General features: G+C 32.3%; 12 protein-coding genes. 5 read left to right on the top strand and 7 right to left on the bottom strand.

The genetic code is table 11. The features are described 5' to 3' along the window. The 6 genes from AWE51_RS08085 to AWE51_RS26090 all read right to left on the bottom strand — a co-directional run. The coding region (locus AWE51_RS08085; protein ID WP_157766040.1) for a hypothetical protein at positions 1–3689 on the bottom strand (3689 nt) is incomplete at its 3' end. A 172-nt stretch (positions 3690–3861) separates the two neighbouring features. Then, positions 3862–6120 carry an OmpA family protein gene (locus AWE51_RS08080; protein ID WP_066311977.1) on the bottom strand — a complete coding sequence of 753 codons (2259 nt, stop codon included), beginning with the start codon at positions 6118–6120 and terminating at the stop codon, positions 3862–3864. 16 nt (positions 6121–6136) lie between these two features. Continuing rightward, positions 6137–7090 carry a PorP/SprF family type IX secretion system membrane protein gene (locus AWE51_RS08075; protein ID WP_198403806.1) on the bottom strand — a complete coding sequence of 318 codons (954 nt, stop codon included), beginning with the start codon at positions 7088–7090 and terminating at the stop codon, positions 6137–6139. 43 nt (positions 7091–7133) lie between these two features. Further along, positions 7134–12107, bottom strand: coding sequence for a BspA family leucine-rich repeat surface protein (locus tag AWE51_RS08070; RefSeq protein WP_066311969.1), 4974 nt, complete (start codon positions 12105–12107; stop codon positions 7134–7136). Positions 12108–13515: 1408 nt separating this feature from the next. Then, positions 13516–14184 (bottom strand): GTP cyclohydrolase I FolE, encoded by a 669-nt coding sequence (gene folE / locus AWE51_RS08065; RefSeq protein WP_066312009.1) that lies wholly within the window; start codon positions 14182–14184, stop codon positions 13516–13518. 16 nt (positions 14185–14200) lie between these two features. Next, positions 14201–14605, bottom strand: a complete 405-nt coding sequence (locus AWE51_RS26090) for a MerC domain-containing protein (protein WP_232517362.1) — start codon at positions 14603–14605, stop codon at positions 14201–14203. A gap of 105 nt (positions 14606–14710) precedes the next feature. On the opposite strand from AWE51_RS26090, the gene AWE51_RS08060 reads away from it, so the two are divergent. The 5 genes from AWE51_RS08060 (at position 14711) to AWE51_RS08040 (ending at position 18743) form a co-directional block, all read left to right on the top strand. Further along, on the top strand, positions 14711–15343 hold the full coding sequence (locus tag AWE51_RS08060) for an ABC transporter ATP-binding protein (protein ID WP_066311966.1): 633 nt from the start codon (positions 14711–14713) through the stop codon (positions 15341–15343). Positions 15344–15426: 83 nt separating this feature from the next. Further along, positions 15427–16533 (top strand): ABC transporter permease, encoded by a 1107-nt coding sequence (locus tag AWE51_RS08055; RefSeq protein WP_082832362.1) that lies wholly within the window; start codon positions 15427–15429, stop codon positions 16531–16533. Continuing rightward, positions 16526–16963 carry a hypothetical protein gene (locus AWE51_RS08050; protein WP_066311962.1) on the top strand — a complete coding sequence of 146 codons (438 nt, stop codon included), beginning with the start codon at positions 16526–16528 and terminating at the stop codon, positions 16961–16963. Before AWE51_RS08055 ends, AWE51_RS08050 begins: the two co-directional genes overlap by 8 nt. Positions 16964–17021: 58 nt before the next feature. Continuing rightward, a complete protein-coding gene (locus AWE51_RS08045; protein WP_082832361.1) occupies positions 17022–17816 on the top strand; it encodes a 5'-nucleotidase C-terminal domain-containing protein in 795 nt (264 codons plus the stop codon). Positions 17817–17828: 12 nt separating this feature from the next. After that, positions 17829–18743, top strand: a complete 915-nt coding sequence (locus AWE51_RS08040; protein WP_066311960.1) for a bifunctional metallophosphatase/5'-nucleotidase — start codon at positions 17829–17831, stop codon at positions 18741–18743. A gap of 140 nt (positions 18744–18883) precedes the next feature. Here the strand turns inward: AWE51_RS08040 and AWE51_RS08035 are convergent, their stop codons facing one another. After that, entirely contained in the window at positions 18884–20101 is a 1218-nt protein-coding gene (locus tag AWE51_RS08035) for a GTP-binding protein (protein WP_066311958.1), read from the bottom strand. Positions 20102–20168 lie beyond the last annotated feature (67 nt).

Below are 20168 nucleotides of genomic sequence, written 5' to 3'. Positions count from 1 at the left end.
GAACTTACATTGACTGGGTTTTCACCTGCAGTAAATCCTTCCCAAATAAAAGTAACATTTGGAGTTATTGAAGTAGCTGTCAGAGTTACTTCTGTTACATCACAAGTGATCGTTCCACTCGCAGCAGCTTGTAGTTCTGGTTTAGTATTATCAGCAGTAACGATTACTGTTTGTTGGCTAGTGCATCCTGTAGCAGCATTGGTTGCTGTTACAATATATCCCCCTTCCGAACTTACATTGACTGGATTTTGACCTGCAGTAAATCCTTCCCAAGTAAAAGTAACATTTGCAGTTGTTGAAGTTGCTGTCAGAGTTACTTCTGTTACATCACAAGTGATCGTTCCACTCGCAGCAGCTTGTAGTTCTGGTTTGGTATTATCAGCAGTAACGATTACTGTTTGTTGGCTAGTACATCCTGTTGCAGTATTGGTCGCTGTCACACTATATTCCCCTTCCGAACTTACATTGACTGGATTTTGACCTGCTGTAAATCCTTCCCAAGTAAAAGTAACATCAGGAGTTGTTGAAGTTGCTGTCAGAATTACTTCAGTCATATCACAAGTGATTGTTCCACTAGCCGTAGCTTGTAGTTCTGGTTTGGTATTATCAGCAGTAACGATTACTGTTTGTTGGCTAGTACATCCTGTTGCAGTATTGGTTGCTGTTACACTATATTCACCTTCCGAACTTACATTGACTGGGTTTTCACCTGCAGTAAATCCTTCCCAAGTAAAAGTAACATTTGGAGTTGTTGAAGTTGCTGTCAGAGTTACTTCCGTTACATCACAAGTGATCGTTCCGCTAACAGCAGCTTGTAGTTCTGGTTTGTCAATATTTTGAGTTACAATTGCAGTTGCAAATCCAGTACAACCAGCAGCATTGGATACTTTTAATATGTATTCTCCAGGTTCATTTACATTTATCACTTTTGTGTTTGCAGAGAAATTATTAGGACCTGTCCAGGAATAGGTAACATTATCTGTTAAAGATGATCCGGTAATTTTTACAGAATTTTGAGCGCATGTAAGCTCACCATCTACAGATGCTGATGCATCAATTACTGCTTGGTTTTTTGCTGTAACTTTGACATTATCGAAATAATAGATCTCTCCCGAAGTTGTTGTGCGCGATTTAATTATGATCTCTAAACTTGTACCTTTTAAGGAACCGATTGAAACTTCTGTTCCCGAGGTGCTATTGCCATTTATTGATCCAGAATTTTTACTAAAAAGAATTTTTGGACCACTATCAAGTCGATAATATAAATCTATAAAATCCAGATTTTGACCTTCGCTTTCCATATCACCTGTACTGCATAAGTGCACAGAAATAGTTACATCATTTTTATCTGAAATATTGATTGATTCAGAAGTCCAAATCCCTTTTTTATCATTTCCTGTATTTTCAACTTTGAATATATTATTGTGTACTTCAAATCTCCCTGAACTTGGGTTTTGTGTTGTCCAACTTGTAATTCCAGTATCTAATGTTGTCCCATTAGGTAAATTAAATTTTTCTAACCAAATGTCTGTTTCTGTAGTATCAGAATTTATAACATTTACTACAAAAGAAGAAGAGCAACCATTGCTTATATCAGTAACTGACACTGTGTAACTTCCTGATTGATTTGTAGTTGGATTTTGTAGTGTAGAGTTAAAACCGTCAGGTCCAGACCAGTTATAGGTTACATTAGGAGTCGTAGAATTAGCTAGAAGTGTAACTTGAGATACAGAACAGCTTAGTGTTCCGTTTACAGAGGCTGACACATTAGGTTTAACGATATTTTGAAGAACAGTAACGGTCGTATGTCCCGTACATCCTGTACTGTTAGATACGTTCAAAGTATACTCTCCTGGTTTATTTACCTGAATTACTTCTGTGTTTGCTGTAAAACCATCTGGCCCAGTCCATGAATAATTTACATTATTTGAAGAAGAGGAACCTGTAATGGTCACTGATTCATTAGCACAAGTTAAAATTCCATCTACCGAAGCTGTTGCGTCTATAGTAGCGGGATATATTTCTGAAACTTTAACATTATCAATATAGTACAATTCGTTAAAAGCAGTAGTTCTGGATTTAATTATAATCTGTAAACTAGTACCACTTAATGAGCCAATTGATACCTCGGCACCAGAAAGATCATTCTCATTTATTGGCCCAATATTTTCACTAAAAAGGATTTTCTGACCTCCATCTAATTTATAATAAACATTTACATAATCAAGTAGTTCACCAAAACTATCGATGGTACCTTCACTTGCTAAATGCAATGATATCCTTACATTATTTTTCCGTGAAATATCAATTACCTCAGATGTCCATATACCTTGTTTGGTTTTTCCCATATTTTCAACAATAAATTGATTGTCTAATACATTAAGATTACCAGAACTTGGATTTTGGGAAGACCAGCTTGTTGTACCTGTGTCGGAGGTTGTGCCATTGGGTAAATTGAATTTTTCTAACCAAAGAACATTTTCTGTACTATCAGAGTTTAGTACATTAATTATATACGAAGAGGTACACTCACTATCCGGATCAGTTACCTGTAATACATAGGTTCCTGCTTCATTTACCGTAGGATTTTGTATCGTTGAACTAAAGCCGTTAGGTCCTGACCAGTTGTAAATCACATTTGGGGTAGTAGAGTTACCTGATAATATAACTGAAGATATCGAGCAGCTTAAAGTACCATTGACTGAAGCTGATATATTAGGTTTTCGGATATTTCGTTTTACAGTTGCTGTTGCAAACCCTTTACAACCTTGATTATTGGTCACTTTTAATCTGTAATCCCCAGGCTCATTTACATTTATTACCCTTGTATTTGCAGAAAAATTATTGGGTCCTGTCCATGAATAAGTTACATTATTTGCAGAAGGTGCTCCTGTAATAGTTACGGATTGATTTTTGCAAGTAAGTATATCATCTACTGAAGCCGAAGCATTAATGTTTCCTTTTCCCGTTACTTTAACATGATCAAAATAATAAAATTCATCAGACGCTGTAGTCCTTGATTTGATTATAATTTGTAGACTATTTCCATTCAATGAACCTATAGAAACGACCTTACCAGAAGCACTATTACCATTTATAGATCCCGAATTTTCACTAAAAAGAATTCTTTGACCTCCATTTAGTCTATAATAAAGATCAATAAAATCTAGACTTTCGCCAGAGTTTTCTAAACCACCTGTACTATGCAAATGAACAGAAATGCTCACATTGTCTTTACCAGTAATATCAATTGATTCAGAAGTCCATATTCCTTTGTTATTCTTTCCTGTATTATTAACTTTAAATCTATTGTCTCTTACATGAAAATTACCAGAACTTGTATTTTGAGTAGTCCAAGCTGTGGATCCAGAATCAGATGTTGTTCCGTTGTTTAAATTAAATTTTTCTAACCATATAGTCTCTGAACAATTAGTAGTTAGATTAGATGTTTTTGTGTTTTCATAATGTTTAGTTTTCTGATGGTTGTTTAACTTTTTGCTAAAAAAGAAGTCACTTATAGTATCATTATTAGTATACCGCTTTGTGTTTTTTGGATTAAATGTATTTTCAATTATAAATCCAATAGAATCTTCTTCATGTATAGGGTGTTCGGGGCTTGCCTTTATGTGATTTATCAATAGCCCTATAAGTATTGATAGAATAAAAGGTTTTAAGTAATTTTTTTTCATTTTTTAGGGGGTTGGTTAGTTAGAAAAAATAGTTATATACTACTAGTATTTCATACATGATATTCTGTTTTATGATACTAGTATAAAATTTGTGAATGATCTATACTGAAAGTAAAAGTGTATTACTTTTGCTTATTCTTTAATTTAGTGTTCTATTGGTTTTTAGATCGTATTATTTGACAATGATGAACTCACTTCGTCTATTTTTTTGGTGCTCTTCTTCTGAACAAGGAACCCCATCTCCACAATCGTTGAACAATCTACGCTCTCCATATGCTCTACCTCGTATACGTCGCCAATTAATGCGACCTTTTTCTGTAATATAATTAAGTGTAGCTCTCATTCTTTTTACACTAAGTTGTTTGTTATACCAATAACTTGATCTGCTATCTGCATGCGAGTGAACTTCCATTTTCATACTTTGATACGTATTCATTAGTTCGATAACTTTTGTTAGTCCGGTTTCAACTTCGGGGCGTATTTCTTCAGAATTAAAATTAAAGTGAATTGGTAAGGGAACAACCATCATTAGTTTTAGTCTTTCTTCTGGTTTTATGGTGTTTTTGGATACTCCTTTTGCACTTAATCGGTACTCCGGTATTCCTTTGTCAATTAAATACAGTTTAATTGCTTCAGCTTGATTTTGAGCAATTACATTGTCACTATTGTTATCGTAAGTATATGATTTTATATCGGTGTATACTTTTGGATATTTTTTCATTAAGAGGATTAATTCATCTAATTTATCCTTTGATTTTTTTGAAATATTTGTGAGGTCATTTTGAAAATGTATGGGGTCTATTATCAATTCAAAATTGAAAACATTTTCCAGTTCATTAGAGCTTTTGTTTACTTTATCTAGAGCAAGATCTTTATCGTAATTCTTTTCTAGTTTAATAAGTTTTTCATAAACATCGGCAAACTCTTCCTTATAAATAATGTGTTCATAAGGCTTATATCCGGTTTTGTTTACCGTAATTAAATATGCATCTTTTAATTTTTCATTATCAGAAAAGATATAATTACCATTATCTACCGAAACTTTTTCTTGTATGACATTGTTTTCATTATCATAGATAGTAATGGTCGCATCATTTAAGGCTTCGTCATTATCATTATCTATGATTGTACCTAAAACTGTGGTAAGGTCAAAACTCCTAATTGGTTTTAATTGTAATACACTATAAATATCATCACCACCTTTTCCGTCACTTCTATTAGAAGAAAAGTACCCTTTTTCGGTTTGAGCGTTTAGTACAAAAGAAAAATCATCTTGTGGACTATTTACAGGTCTTCCAACATTAATAATATCTAAAAAAGGAGTGTTGATTTTGGTAACGAAAATATCTAAACCTCCTAATCCCGGATGTCCATCCGAAGAAAAATACAATTCATCTTGTGTTACAAATGGAAAAGTTTCTTTTCCTTCTGTATTTATTTGGTTACCCAAATTAATTGGCATACCAAAGCTCCCGTCATTATTGATAGCGATAGAATAAATATCAGACATCCCATATCCTCCGGGCATATCTGAAGAAAAATATAGTGTTTGCCCATCTGGACTAATTGATGGGTGAGAAGTGGAATAGGTATTATCATTAAAAGGCAGATCTTCGGGAATAGTCCACTCACCATTATCATTTTTGTAAGACCTATATATTTTTAATCGAATCATTTCATTTTTATTGGCAATGTCATGGTTTCGTGTAAAGTATATGGTACTACCATTATTTGTAAATGCAGGAGTAGATTCATGAAATCTTGTACTTAACTCTTTTGAAAACGGTTTAGGATCTGAATATAAATTGTTTTCTGGATCATATTTTGTGAGATACAACTCTAAGAAAGACTCCTCGGTCCATTTATGTACTCTTTTGTTAAAAAGCAAAGTATCTCTTGATGAGCTAAATACAATTGCATCTTCATAGTAGGTTGCTCCAAAATCAGTAAAGCTAGAATTAATAGCTAAATTATCTATTTGATACCGCCCAGATTGATATTCGACTCGTTCAAGATAATCTCTTTTCTTATCAAATAGGTTGGCCCGTTGATCCTCTGGTCGTGATAACAGTAGTTGATCCATATAGTTATCGGCACTGTTATAATCCTGTATAGATTTTAGAGATTGAGCATATTTAAAAAAGTACTCGGGTTCGACTTGATCGGCATAAGATTCTATAAATTCTTTGTACCATTTTGCAGCATTTTCAGGTTGTCCATTTAGGTAGTAACTATCTCCAAGATTTTTTAAGATTTCTGCATTTTTATATTGTCGTTCTACTGCTTTAAGGTAAGCTTCTTGTGCACTAACATATTTATGTTGATCAAACATTTTGTTAGCGATATTTACTATTCTTTGTTGTGCTATTCCTGAACCTCCCCAAAGTGAGGTGATAAAAATAATAAGTGGGGTATATATTACTTTGTTCATTGGTGTATTGAATTTGTTAAAAGAATCTAGGCGTTAGAAACTGATGATGGTTGTTTTTTAATTCAAAACGCAGTATGGCTTCATAAGATCCATTATTAAAACGTGTTTGCCCTAGATCAGTGATTTCTCGATCATACGAAAACCCTATCATTAAACTGTCTGAAATTTGAAATCCTGCAATAGCACTAACAGCTTTACTCCACCGATAAGCTGTTCCTATAGTAAATTTCTCGTTAAACATAAAGTTTGCAGATGCATCAAATTGAATTGGGCTTCCTTCTATATATTTAGCTAATACTGCCGGCTTAAATTTTATGTAGGGGACTATTTCGAAAACATGACCCGTTATGAAGTAGTAATTCACGCGTTCTTTAGCAAAAACACTTACTTGATTATCAATGTTTGATAAGATGTCTTTGTTGAAATGATTTGTTTCTAATAGATTAGGAGTACTGATGCCTAAATAAAAGCGATTTGTATGATAATAAAAACCTACCCCAACATTAGGGCTAAATTTATTGTCAATGTTATTTTCAAGTAATGAATCATCAGGGTTAAATCTTCTTAGTGTTATGAGGTCTACATTTAATAAATTTCCTCCGGCATTTACACCAAAATTTAACTTACCAATTCTTGATACAGGAATAGTATAAGAAATACTTGCATTAAAATTTGTTTCGTTTGTAGCACCGATTGCATCATTTATGATGGATAATCCGATTCCTAATTTATTCTTTTCGTTTATAGGAGAATTTAAAGTAAGAGTTTGTGTACTTGGTGCTCCATCTAATCCTACCCATTGAGTTCGGTATAATCCCATTATACTAAGTATTCCTCTACTACCTGCATAGGCAGGGTTAACACTAATGGTGTTATACATGTATTGCGTATATTGACTATCCTGTTGTGTATAGCATACAGCAGGAATAGAACAAGTAATTATGGATATAAAAAGTAATAGTTTTTTCATAAGCGGTAATTTTTGTTGATTGATATAGGGGTAATGTCATTTTTTAGTTGATGTGTATAAACCCAGATTTACTAGATGAATTGCCAATTGTATTTTGATATTGTAATGTGAAGAAATAGGAACCTGTTGGGAGTACTTTTTTTTCTCCTTTGGCAATTCCATTAAATAAAGGGACACCTTTTTGTTCATAGCCGCTTGCTTCAAAGACTTTAGCACCCCAACGATTATATATGATTATGGTATTATTTGGAAACTTGGTTAATCCGGAAATCCTTAATTCATCATTTAATCCATCTCCATTTGGAGTAATTATTTCATATACAATCAATTCATCTTCAATAATAAGATCAGTAATTGTTGGGTCTTCACCATCGCCATCATTGTCATCATCAATATTGGTATCGTTATTTGGATCATCAGAAAAGTCAATTATTTCCATATTTAATGGATCTATACCGGTTACAAAAGCCTGATTTATAACACTACCCGTAAGAATATCATTTTCGGTAAGTTCATATATTGCAGTAAATGTTGAATTATCAATTTCGCCAGAATCAAGATTAATTGATTCTCCATTCAAAATAATCCCAGGTAATGGATCGGTAAGCCTAATATTGGTAATTGTTTCAGTACCATTATTTTCAATAGTAAAAGTATATACAATTTGGTCTCCTAGATTTAATACGCCATCATTATTTGAGTCTTCATAGTTCCCGATTTTTGATAAAGCCAAATTAGGGTTTGGTGGAATATCATCATCTGTTATACTTGCGGTAGCTGATGATGCATTAATTGATCCGATATTTGGAAATGATATTGTAGCAATAATAGTTTCTAATGGTTCTACTTCGGTATCATCAATAACAGGAACTACTACTGTTTGGGTAGTACTACCGTCAGGAATTGAGAATGTCACTACGTTTGTATAATCTACTCCGTTACTTGCTGTTCCTGTAAGTACTATCGTTCCTGTAATAGGAGATCCGGTTTGATTGGTTACTCCGTTATCTAAGCTTATCGTAAAATTCACATCAGAAAACCCTTCTACCGCATCTATCGGGGATCCAATAGAAATAGTGAGCGATGTACTTTCATCATCAATTATATTAGCTATGGCGCTAGTATTGTTAATATTTATTGCTCCAATATTTGGTGCAGATATTGTTGAAATTATAGTTTCTATAGGTTCTACTAAGGTGTCATCAATGACAGGAATAGTTACGATCACATTAGAAGCTGCATCTGGAATTGAGAAAGCCATTATGTTTGTATAATCGATACCATTAATTGCCGTACCGCTATAGGTAATCGATCCGATAATAGGGCTTCCTGTTTCATTGCGTAATCCGTTGTCTAAGCTTACTATAAAAGTAGCATCTGATGTACCTTCGACAGCATCTACTGGTGATCCAATCGAAATAGTTAATGATGTACTGTCATCGTCTGCGATAATCGCAGTATCTGTAGTATTTGTAGAATTTATATTTCCTATACTTGGATTAGAAATTTCGGCAATGATAGTTTCCGGTAATTCTACTGCGAGATCATCGATTATCGGAATGGTAACTATCACACTAGCACTTCCGTTTGGAATTGAAAACCCTGTTACATTGGTATAATCAACTCCGTTAGTAGCAGTACCACTAAATGTAAATATGCCTGTGATAGGCATTCCGGTAGTATTAACAATTCCTCCATCAATACTTACGGTGAAAGAAGCATCAGAAGTACCTTCAATGGCGTCTGTTGTTTTGGTAATAGAATAGGAGAGTGCCGATGCATCATCATCTGTTATGAATGCAGTATCAAAATTGTTCAATGTATTTATAGTCCCTAGACTTGGTGAAGATATTGTGGCAATAATAGTTTCTTGTGGTTCTATCTCATTGTCATTAATTACAGGAATGGTTATCGTTGCGGAAGTACTCCCGTTTGGAATTTCGAACAGACTCACATTGCTATAATCTGCTCCGTTAGTGGCAGTACCTGTAAGTGTAAGTGTTCCAGTAATTGATGTACCGGTATTATTACTCACACCGTTATCTAAGTTAACAGTAAAAGTAGCATCAGAAGTTCCTTCGATAGCATCTACAGGAGATCCAATAGAAATAGTTAAAGATGCACTATCATCATCTGTTATTGTTGCAATAGCGGTATTATTTGTAGCATTTATATTACCAGTATTTGTGGTAGATAAAGTGGCAATAATTGTCTCGAGTACTTCTACTTCTGTATCATCAATTACCGGAATGGTGACAATAATATTGGTATCTCCATTAGGAATAGAAAATGTAGTTACATCTGTATAATCTGAGCCATTAGTGGCGGTACCTGTTAGTGTAAGTGTTCCTGTAATAGGGGCTCCGGTAGTGTTGATTATTCCTCCATCAATACTTATCGTAAATGTAGCGTTTGAAGTGCCTTCAATCGCATCTGTAGTTTTAGAAATGGAAAAGGCTAATATTGATGAGCACCCCAATCTATCCCCATTAATAGTCCATAAATCGTTGTTGATTAATCGGTTTCTTTCATTTCCGGCCAAGCAGTATGTTAATCCATCTGCACCTAAAATTACATTAGTTAATACGGTTTGACTTTCCCATCCTATTAATGTAGCATCATAATTTTGTGTAGATAAACCAGAATTAGAAAGTGCATCAGACATTGATGCTACCTTACTAATATTCCAACCACCAAGATCTTGATTAAATGCAGTTGCTGCATTAAATATGGCACTCATATCAGTTACATTATCCGTAATCCAACTACCAATATTTTGATTAAATTCAGGAGCATTGTTAAACATGTTTGACATATCGGTGACAGTATTTGTGGACCAGTTGCTTATATCCCGATTAAATACAAGAGCATTATTAAACATAAAGCTCATATCATCCACTTTGCTTGTATCCCAACTTGTACCTGATGTTCTGATATTTTGATTGAAAACAATTGCATTTTCGAACATAGCATCCATTTTTAGAACATTACTTGTATCCCAATTGCTAATGTCCTGATTGAATGTTGTAGCATTGTTAAACATAGAACTCATACTTTCGACATTGGCTGTATTCCATGTACTAATGTTTCCATTAAAAGCTGTAGCACCAAGAAAAGTTCTATTCATACTTTGGATAGTGATGACATTCCACCCTGAGAGATCAGCATTTACTGTAGTTGCACCATTAAACAAGTTATCAAACGAAGTTACTCTTGATAAGTCTGGCGCATTGATGTCGTTTATTTGAAAATTGATAGCATCTTTGAAGTTAAGTTTTGATACTAACAAGTTTCCCCATTGTTCTACAGATAAGATATTTGTAGTATTGTTAGGAACCGTTTCAAAATCAAAACTCTCGAACTGCCCATCAATAGTCACTGTGTATACACCAGGTATAGCGTAGGTATGTGTCATATTAGGAGTGGTAACATTGGTTTCAATAGCTGTGCCATCTCCCCAATCAATACTAAAATTATATTGTAGTGATCCATTACCATTGTCATTAGGTAAAGTGATCATTTCACTTGTAGTGTTGGTTTCCCAAGAGGTTATAAATAAAGAAGAACAATCCAACCCATCATCAGTTATTACCCATAGATTTGGAGCATTTGTTAGTGTATTTCGGGCAGTTTCTCCTAAACAGTATGTCAATCCATTTGCTCCTAAATTAAGTCCAGATTGTACTGTCTGATTGGCCCATCCTATCAATGTCGCATCATAATTTAAGGTAGATAAACCAGTATTTGATAAAGTATTGAATAGTGATGTAACCTTACTGATATTCCAATTTGCTAAACTTTGATTAAATGCAATGGCACTATTAAACATAAATGACATACTAAGTACATTAGCGGTATCCCAACCACTAATATTTTGATTAAACGCTCTGGCATTAGCGAACATAAATGCCATTCTTTCTACTTTAGTAGTATCCCAACTTCCAATATTTTGATTAAACCTTAAACTACCAGAAAACATACTGCTCATATCCCTCACTTCACTAGTAATCCATCCGCTAATATCTTGATTAAATGTTGATGCACTTGCAAACATAAAGGTCATGTCGGTTACCATACTTGTATTCCAACTACCAATAGTTGCATTAAATGCTGTAGCTCTAAAAAACATAAAACTTAGGTTAGTTACTTTACTTGTATTCCAGCCACCAATATTTTGATTAAATCTAGCAGCACCGTTAAACATTCCTGTCATATTAAGAACTTCATTAGTAACCCAACCGCTTATATCTTGATTAAATATTAAGGCGTTAAAAAACATAGTTGACATGTCGGTTACTTTAGCAGTATTCCAACCAGAGATATTTTGATCAAAAGCAGAGGCTCCAGAAAAAGTGTCTACCATACTCGTTACCTCACTTGTATTCCAAGTACTAACATTTCCATTAAATGCTATAGCATCACGAAAGGTTCCGTTCATACTTGTAATTCCTGAAACTATCCAACCAGATAAATCAGCGTTTACTGTAGAGGCACCACTAAATAGGTTGTCAAATGAAGTTACATTGGTTAAATCTGGATTATCGGTTGCTGTAATTTGAAATCTGCTTGCACCACTAAAATTAAGTTTAGATACGGCTAAATTTCCCCACTGGTTAACAAATAATAAATTGTTGGCACTCGGACTTGTTGGGGTACCAGTAAAATCAAACTCTTCAAATTGCCCGCTAATCCTGACTGTATAAGTACCAGGGGTTATATATGTATGCTGTTTTCCGGGAGTATTTACATTTAATTCAATCGGTGTTCCATCTCCCCAATCTACAGTAAAATTATAACCTGCAGCCATTCCACTATTGGGTAGTGTAATAATTTCATTTGCAGTTGTTGTTTCCCATGTAGTAATAAAATCCTGAGCATGGATTGATGTTCCAAATATCCAAAAAAGGCAAATGATTATTGTACGTTTTTTAGCTATTAGTAATACTTTACTGGGTTGTAGTGTCTTTCTAAAATTTATGGAATTATGTTTATGTTTTAAGAGTGTTTTTTTTGTCATATACTATTGATTTAACGGGGTTTATTAAAACAAAATAGGTGACCCAAACATTAACGGTAGCGACAATACCGTATATTTAACCATCTCTTTCCAATTAAGATAGATGTATAGAAGTATTGCGTTCCACTATGCAAGTAGTACGATTATTTTATTTGTGGTAGTAGTTTCTCAAGTGTGAATAAGATCTTGAGTAGTAACTAATAAACCTTTTTAAAAAAGTAGATAGTTATTTGGTGTTTTCATTACATTTTTGGTTGGTACTTAGTACATTTTATGTAAGAAGACTGTCTAAATAATCCTTGTGTTTTAAAAGGTTTTAAGAGTATTTTCTTGCCATATAGTATTGGTTTAATGGGGGGTTAATTAAAACAAAATAGCTGTTATATGGTTTATTAGTATAACAGTAAATACCATTCGCTCATTGCACGACTAAATGTATGGTAATAGTAAAGGGGTTGCCATATCATTTTAGTATAACAATGGTCATTTCGATATAAATTTTCTGTGATCAGTCTGAACTGATATTGCTATAAAATGAAGAGTAATTACTTCAAGCTGTCTCTTAATTTTATGTATAGAAATAAGAGAGCTTTAGTGATTATATCTTATAGGTAGTAGTGTATTTTTTTGCCATATGATGTTGGTTTATTGGGGTTTTAAAAAAGCATGTCTTACAAATAGTTTATACTAGTTGTAGTTTTTTGCATTTATTCCTTTAACAAATGAAAAACTAAAAGATGGCTATTAGTATAATAGTCTTAATAAAAGTATTTTTCTTGTAGTTTGAATAAATTAGTGTGTCTATAAAAAAAGAAGATAATTATTTTACATTTTCTTTACACATCTAAGAGAGTAATTGTGATGTGTTGTAAAAGAATTTTGATAATTAAATTTAAATCTTATAGGGTTTAAGAGTATTTTTCTTGTCATATATTACGTTTGTTTAATTAGGGGTTTATTAAATCAAAATGATGTACTATGATGCGTTAAAAGTATATGTTTATCGATTTGAATCCTAGTGATTTTATGTTTTTATTATGTTTTTTAACGTTATTTTAAGAAAAAACATTGAAAATCAATACATTAAATGTTAATTATATCTTTATGTGTCTGATAATTAAGATTTTAATAAAATTCAAAAAACATAATCTTTTCTTATCAAAACCAAATTAAAAATAACTTTTCTATATGAAAGAACTAGTTGTTACAATAAACAATTATTTTAAGATAAAATGAAATAAATAGGGTAGTAGTATGTATGAGATTTTTAAAAATGAAATCATTTCATTGATAAAATTTATTTGTTTTAGGTGCCTTTTTAATGATGTTTTACCATTTTCGTATTGCAAAATAACCAATACTTTGTTAAGGATAATATAACGTAAAAGTTGGGCGTATTATCATGTATTCAAAAAGTGTTGTTATCGTTCTTTATAATTTCCAAGAATTCATTTCGTAAAGAAACTTCTTTAAACTGCCCCCCATATTCTAAGGTTGTTGTAAAACTACTTTTATCTTTGATTCCACGGGAAGAAACACATAAATGTTTCGCATTTATCACCACAATAACATCTTTGGTTTCTAAAGTTTGTTGTAAGTCTTTTAGAATTTGTAAACAAAGTCTTTCTTGTACCTGCGGACGATGAGAATAATAATCGACAAGTCGGTTAATTTTTGACAATCCAACTACTTTATCTTTTGGGATATATCCAACATGGGCAGTGCCAACTATCGGTAAGAAATGATGTTCACAAGCAGAATCTATGTTAATATTTTGTTCTACTAACATCTTTTGATATCCATATTTGTTTTCAAAAGTCGATATTTTTGGTCTATTGTGAGGATTTAGACCATAAAAGAGCTCTTTTACATACATTTTAGCAACCCTATAGGGTGTACCTCGAAGACTATCATCGGTTAAATCAAGTCCTAATTCTTTCATGATTTCCGAAAAATGATGTTGAATATTTTTAATTTTATCATTGTCGGATGTTTCAAAAGCATTCTTAACCAAAGGAGTGTCCACGCTGCTAGAAATATGTGCATCTCCTTCATATTCTATTTTTTCTCTATTCATTTTGTTCATATTTCAATTAATTAGCACAACACTTTTCACGTTTACAACCGCAGTATTTTTTATTATAAAAATGTAATCCTACTAATAGTATGGATACTATGTAAATAACTTCTTCAAACAAAGGAAACAAGGATAGCTTTTCATTGACTATAATACATAATAGTAATACCCAATTTATCCAAAAAGCATATTTTATTGTTGGATTTGTAGTTGTTTTAGTAGATCGATGAATCGCTATAAAGGAGAGTGCTAAAAAGACGATGTCTAATGATTTCCACAAAACAGAATATCCATCTTGATATAGGACAGATCCCGTATGGGCAATAAATAAAAAAGGAGTAAACAAGCAGTGTATTAAACATAAACTACTGGCTATAATTCCTAAGATGTCTGAGTGAGTGCGTTTGTATAAAATGTTCAAAATAAAAGAATATGTGTTTTAATGAGGGGCAAAGATAATACATATTTTATTAATGCAACAAAGTTGCATTAATAAAATTTATTTATTTTTGGCAAAAATGATTTTATGGTCCGAACGACATCATTAAGTTTTGCATATCAAAATTCAAAAAATCATACTTTTTATTTCCCTCGTATAGATTTAACATCTAAAGAAAACGCTTTAATTATAGGACCTTCGGGTATCGGGAAAACCACTTTACTTCATCTTATGGCAGGTCTTTTGATTCCGAAAAAAGGAAATGTATATATTGGTAATACGCTTATACATCAACTCACAAGAAGTCAATTAAACGATTTTAGAGGAAAGCATATTGGGTTAATTTTTCAAAGAGCATATTTTATTAAGTCTTTGACTGTACAAGAAAATCTAAGCATGCGTGAAAAACTGTCTAGAAAAACAATAGATCTACACAGAAGAAAACAATTAATCGAACAATTAGAATTGACTGAAATTAAAAACAAAAAAGTACATGAAATAAGTGAAGGACAGCGGCAGCGACTTTCTATTGCCCTTGGTGTTGTACATAAACCAAAAGTGATATTAGCAGATGAACCTACCTCTAACTTAGATGATGCGAATTGTGAAAGGGTGATTTCTCTGCTAAAAAAAGAGGCTCAAATTTGTAAAAGTAATTTGGTAATTATTACCCATGACCAAAGAGTTAAATCACATTTTAAGAAACACATAACTTTATAAAATTGTTACACTTAGCTTTCAAAAATCTTATTTCCAAGCCTTTGAATACTGTTTTGAGTATTTCACTTTTAACATTAAGCATTGTGTTAACTACTTTTGTTTTACAAATAAGTAAACAACTTAATCATCACTTGCAGGAAAATAGTAAACCATTTGATATGGTAATTGGTGCAAAAGGAAGTCCATTACAATTAGTATTATCAGCAATACTTCATATAGATAATCCAACAGGTAATATATCTCTGGATGAAGCTTTAGGAGTACTTAAAAACCCTATGGTAAAAGATGCTATACCAGTTTCTTATGGTGATAATTATAAGGGGTATAAAATTCTAGGTACTTCAGACAAATATTTACTTAGATATAGAGCTACTTTAAAAGAGGGTGCACTAAATGTTCAAGACTTTGAAACAGTTTTCGGTTTTGAAGTAGCAAAAAAACTGAATATTCGTATAGGGGATTCTGTTGTAAGTTCTCATGGATTATTACAAAATGAAATAGAAGTACATGATGAAAAACCTTTTATAGTGACAGGTATCTTGGCGCCTACAGGAACGGTAATAGATAATCTAATAATCACAAACCTTGAAAGTATTTGGAAAGTTCACGATTTTGAAGATGAGCATGAAGAATATAGTGAAGAACATAAAGAAATTACAGCGTTATTGTTAAACTTCAGGAATCCCATTGGGGCATTGCAATTTTCCAGATTTATCAATAAAGAAACGGGATTACAGGCGGCATTCCCAAAATTCGAAATTGATCGGTTATTAAAGTTTCTAGGTATTGGTTTTCGAACGATAAATAGTATTGCTATAGTAATATTTCTGATTGCGGGCTTAAGCATTTTTATTAATCTTATAAAAACAGTAAGAGAAAGAAAACATGAATTGGCTTTATTAAGAACCTATGGAACTAACACCTTTCAACTATTAAAATTAATTTTTTTTGAAGCACTTTTTTTATCTTTAATCGGGGGTGTCCTGGGGTGGTTTTTAGGAAGAGTAGGCATTTTATTGTTTTCAACTTTGGCTACAAATGGTTATACATATCATTTTGAGATAAGTGTGCCAGATATAGAAGAGTTTTTTTTATTAATTGCAATAATTTTAATAACAATACTTGCCACGATTTTGGCTTCTTTCTCTTTATTTAAGTTAAATATTTCTAAAACCCTGGGAGATGCGTAAAGTACTTTTATTGCTTATTTTTATAAGTATTCCATTTCATTTTTTTGCTCAACAGAAATTATCTTGGAGTGATTTATCAAATGTTAGTTTTCATAATATTTATAATGTATACTATGATGACTATTTTTTAAAACCAACATTTGATAATAAAATAAAATCATATCAAGGATCCAAAATTAGTATCAAAGGCTATTTCTTAGATTTTTCTTATGAAGAAGAATTTTATATGGTTTCCCGAAATCCAATGTCTTCCTGTTTTTTCTGTGGGGGTGCAGGCCCTGAAACTATCATTGAAGTTATTTTTAAAGATAAACCAAACTATAAAACCGATCAGATAATAGAAGTTGTAGGAATATTAGAATTGAATGTAGATGATGTAGATCACTGTAATTATATATTAAAAGAAGCAACAGCTAGATTAGTGCAATAAATTGAATTAAAATTATACATTAGCTATTAAAGAAGAGATTAATTAAATTTAAGAATAAATGGATAAAATAATATACCATAATTGCTGCATAAAAAATATAATTAGTAAAAGTCTTTTTATACTTACATGTATAATCACCCTTTCTTCTTGTCAGAAAAATAAACATCTTGTAAAGGTAGAAGGAGCAAGGATTGAAGTAAATAATACCACTCCTGATAATCCAGACATCCAAGCTTTTGTTAAACCTTATATGATGCACGTAAATAAGACTTTAGATAGTGTTCTGGCGTATGCACCAGAAACATATTCTAAAAAGGATGGTATTTTGAATACAGCTATAGGAAATTTAATGGCAGATATTGTTTTAGAACAGTCAATTCCTTTTTTTAAATCAAAGACTAAAAATACAATCGATATGGTATTGTTAAATCACGGAGGAATACGAGCACCAATACCAAAAGGTAATGTTACTGCACGTACCGCTTATCAAGTGATGCCATTTGAGAATAGTATTGTAGTAGTTGAAATGAAAGGTACTCATATTTGGAAATTGATTACTTATTTACAAGAATCTCAAAAAGCACATCCAATTTCAGGATTAAAATTGACTATTGATGCAGATAATAATATTGTACAAGCATTGATCAATAACAAGGAAATTGATGACAAAGAGGTGTATTTTGTTGCAACCAATGATTATCTGTATCATGGTGGTAGTGAGATGTATTTTTTTGAAGAAGGAGGCAAAGCTCATAAATTAAATTATAAAATTCGAAATGCAATGATTGACTATTTTAAAAAAGTAGATACAATTGCACCAAAGATTGATGATAGATTTTCACAGATCAACTAATTAAATAAAGAAATGAAACGAAGAGAATTTATAAAACATACGGCATTAACCACGGGTTTGATGACTATAGGAGGAGTTGGTTTATCATCTTTTGCTGATAACAAAGCAAAAAAAATAACGATTTTACATACAAACGACGTACATAGCCATATAGATCCATTTGGCCCTGATGATGGTAGAAATGCAAATAAGGGCGGAGTGGCAAGAAGAGCGACTATTATTGAAGATATTAGAAAAGAAAACCCAAATACTTTATTACTAGATGCTGGCGATATTTTTCAAGGAACTCCTTATTTCAATTTTTATGGGGGTGAACTTGAATTTAAATTAATGAGTATGCTTAAATATGATGTTGTCACTATAGGTAATCATGATTTTGATAACGGGATTGAAGGGTTACATGCCCAAATGCCGTATGCCGGATTTAAATTTGTTTCTGCCAACTATGATTTTACCAATACAGTTATGGATACGTTTGTTAAACCTTATGAAATCATCATAAAGGATAATATAAAAATAGGAATATTTGGTTTGGGAATTGCCCTGGAAGGTTTAGTAATGAAAGATTTATATAAGGAAACTAAATATCTTAACCCTATAGAAATTGCTCAAGATATGAGTGCTACATTAAAAAATGAAGAAAAATGTGATTTGGTTATATGTCTATCACATTTAGGGTATGATTATAAAAATGAATCAAATAAAGTAAGTGATTTAAGTCTTGCCAAAGCTACAGATAATATTGATCTTATTATTGGCGGACATACCCATACTTTCCTTAAAGAACCGACTTTAGTAAAGAATAGAAAGGATAAAGATGTGCTTGTAAATCAAGTTGGGTGCTATGGTTTGTATTTAGGAAGAATAGATTTTTATTTTGATAGTCAAAAAAATAAAGCTTCATATGGACGAGCCCTCATGGTGTAAAATTCTAATAATTAGCTTATACACATATAAATTTAATAAGATTAAGATTTTAGATGCAGAAAATACTGTAGCAACAAATCCGGTAAGATTGTAGGCAAACCGGATTGTTCATTGTTGCATATTATTCTATTTTGAATTCATTACATTGATGACTCTTGATAATTTGGAATTGGCCAATTATCATTTGTAGAGAATTCTCCTTTTTTCCATTGTGCAAGTTCTGGTTCTGTGAGTAAACAGTCATCCAGATGTTTAGTGACCAATTTTACATCGATATTTTGACCGATAAATACTAATTCAGTTTTACGGTCGCCAAAAGAAACATCCCAATCTTCTTCTATTGTATTTTGATTATCTAAAAATGAGGCATAACTAATTCGTTCGCTAAAAGGCATAGAAGCCCACCAAACTCCTGCAGGGTCTGTTTTAAGTGATCCTCCAGCAGAACCCCAAACTAGAGCTTGGTCGGGACGAGAGGCAAGCCAAAATAATCCCTTACTACGAATAATATTTGAAGGGAAGTGATGTGTAGCAAAATTTAAAAATCGATTAGGATGAAAAGGGCTACGTTTTCTATAAACAAAAGAACCAATTCCATATTCTTCGGTTTCGGGGATGTGTTCATTTTCAAGTTCTTGAATCCATCCTGCCGATGCTTCTGCTTCCTCAAAATCAAATAGACCTGTATCAATTACTTCGTGCAAGGAAACTTTAGAATTTTGAGTAGGAATAACATGAGCATTTGGGTTTAATTTATGAATAATATCATATAAATTCCTTAATTCTGATTCTGTTACCAAATCCACCTTATTTAACAAAATTACATTCGCAAACTCTACTTGATCGGTAAGTAGGTTAACAATAGTTCGGTCATCACCTTCAATATTGGTGAGTTCTCTATCTATTAAATACTGTGAGCTTGAAAAATCTTTTAAGAAATTATATGCATCTACAACAGTAACCATTGTATCAACATAACTGAATCGGCTTAGATCTAGTTGTCCATCTTCACTGGCAAAACTAAAAGTTTGTGCTACAGGAATTGGTTCTGAAATTCCAGTACTTTCGATAATTAAATAATCAAACCGTTGTTCTTTTGCTAGTTTTTCTACTTCTAGCATAAGGTCTTCTCGTAAGGTGCAGCAGATACATCCATTTGACATTTCCACAAGTTTCTCTTCGGTTCTAGAAAGTGTGTTTTCGTTTTCAACAAGTTGCACATCAATATTGACTTCACTCATGTCATTTACAATAACAGCAACTTTTAGTCCCTCTTTGTTATGTAAAATATGATTTAATAATGTTGTTTTTCCTGCACCAAGAAAGCCACTTAATACAGTTACAGGTAGTTTTTTCATTTGCTTGAATATTTTCGTTGTAAATTTTAATGTTTTAATAAAATTCTATGTATTACTTTTTAAACAG

The sequence above is a fragment of the Aquimarina aggregata genome, assembly GCF_001632745.1.
GTDB lineage: Bacteria > Bacteroidota > Bacteroidia > Flavobacteriales > Flavobacteriaceae > Aquimarina > Aquimarina aggregata.
The sequence above is the reverse complement of the archived record's forward strand: the minus strand, read 5'-3'. Positions and strand labels throughout refer to the sequence as shown.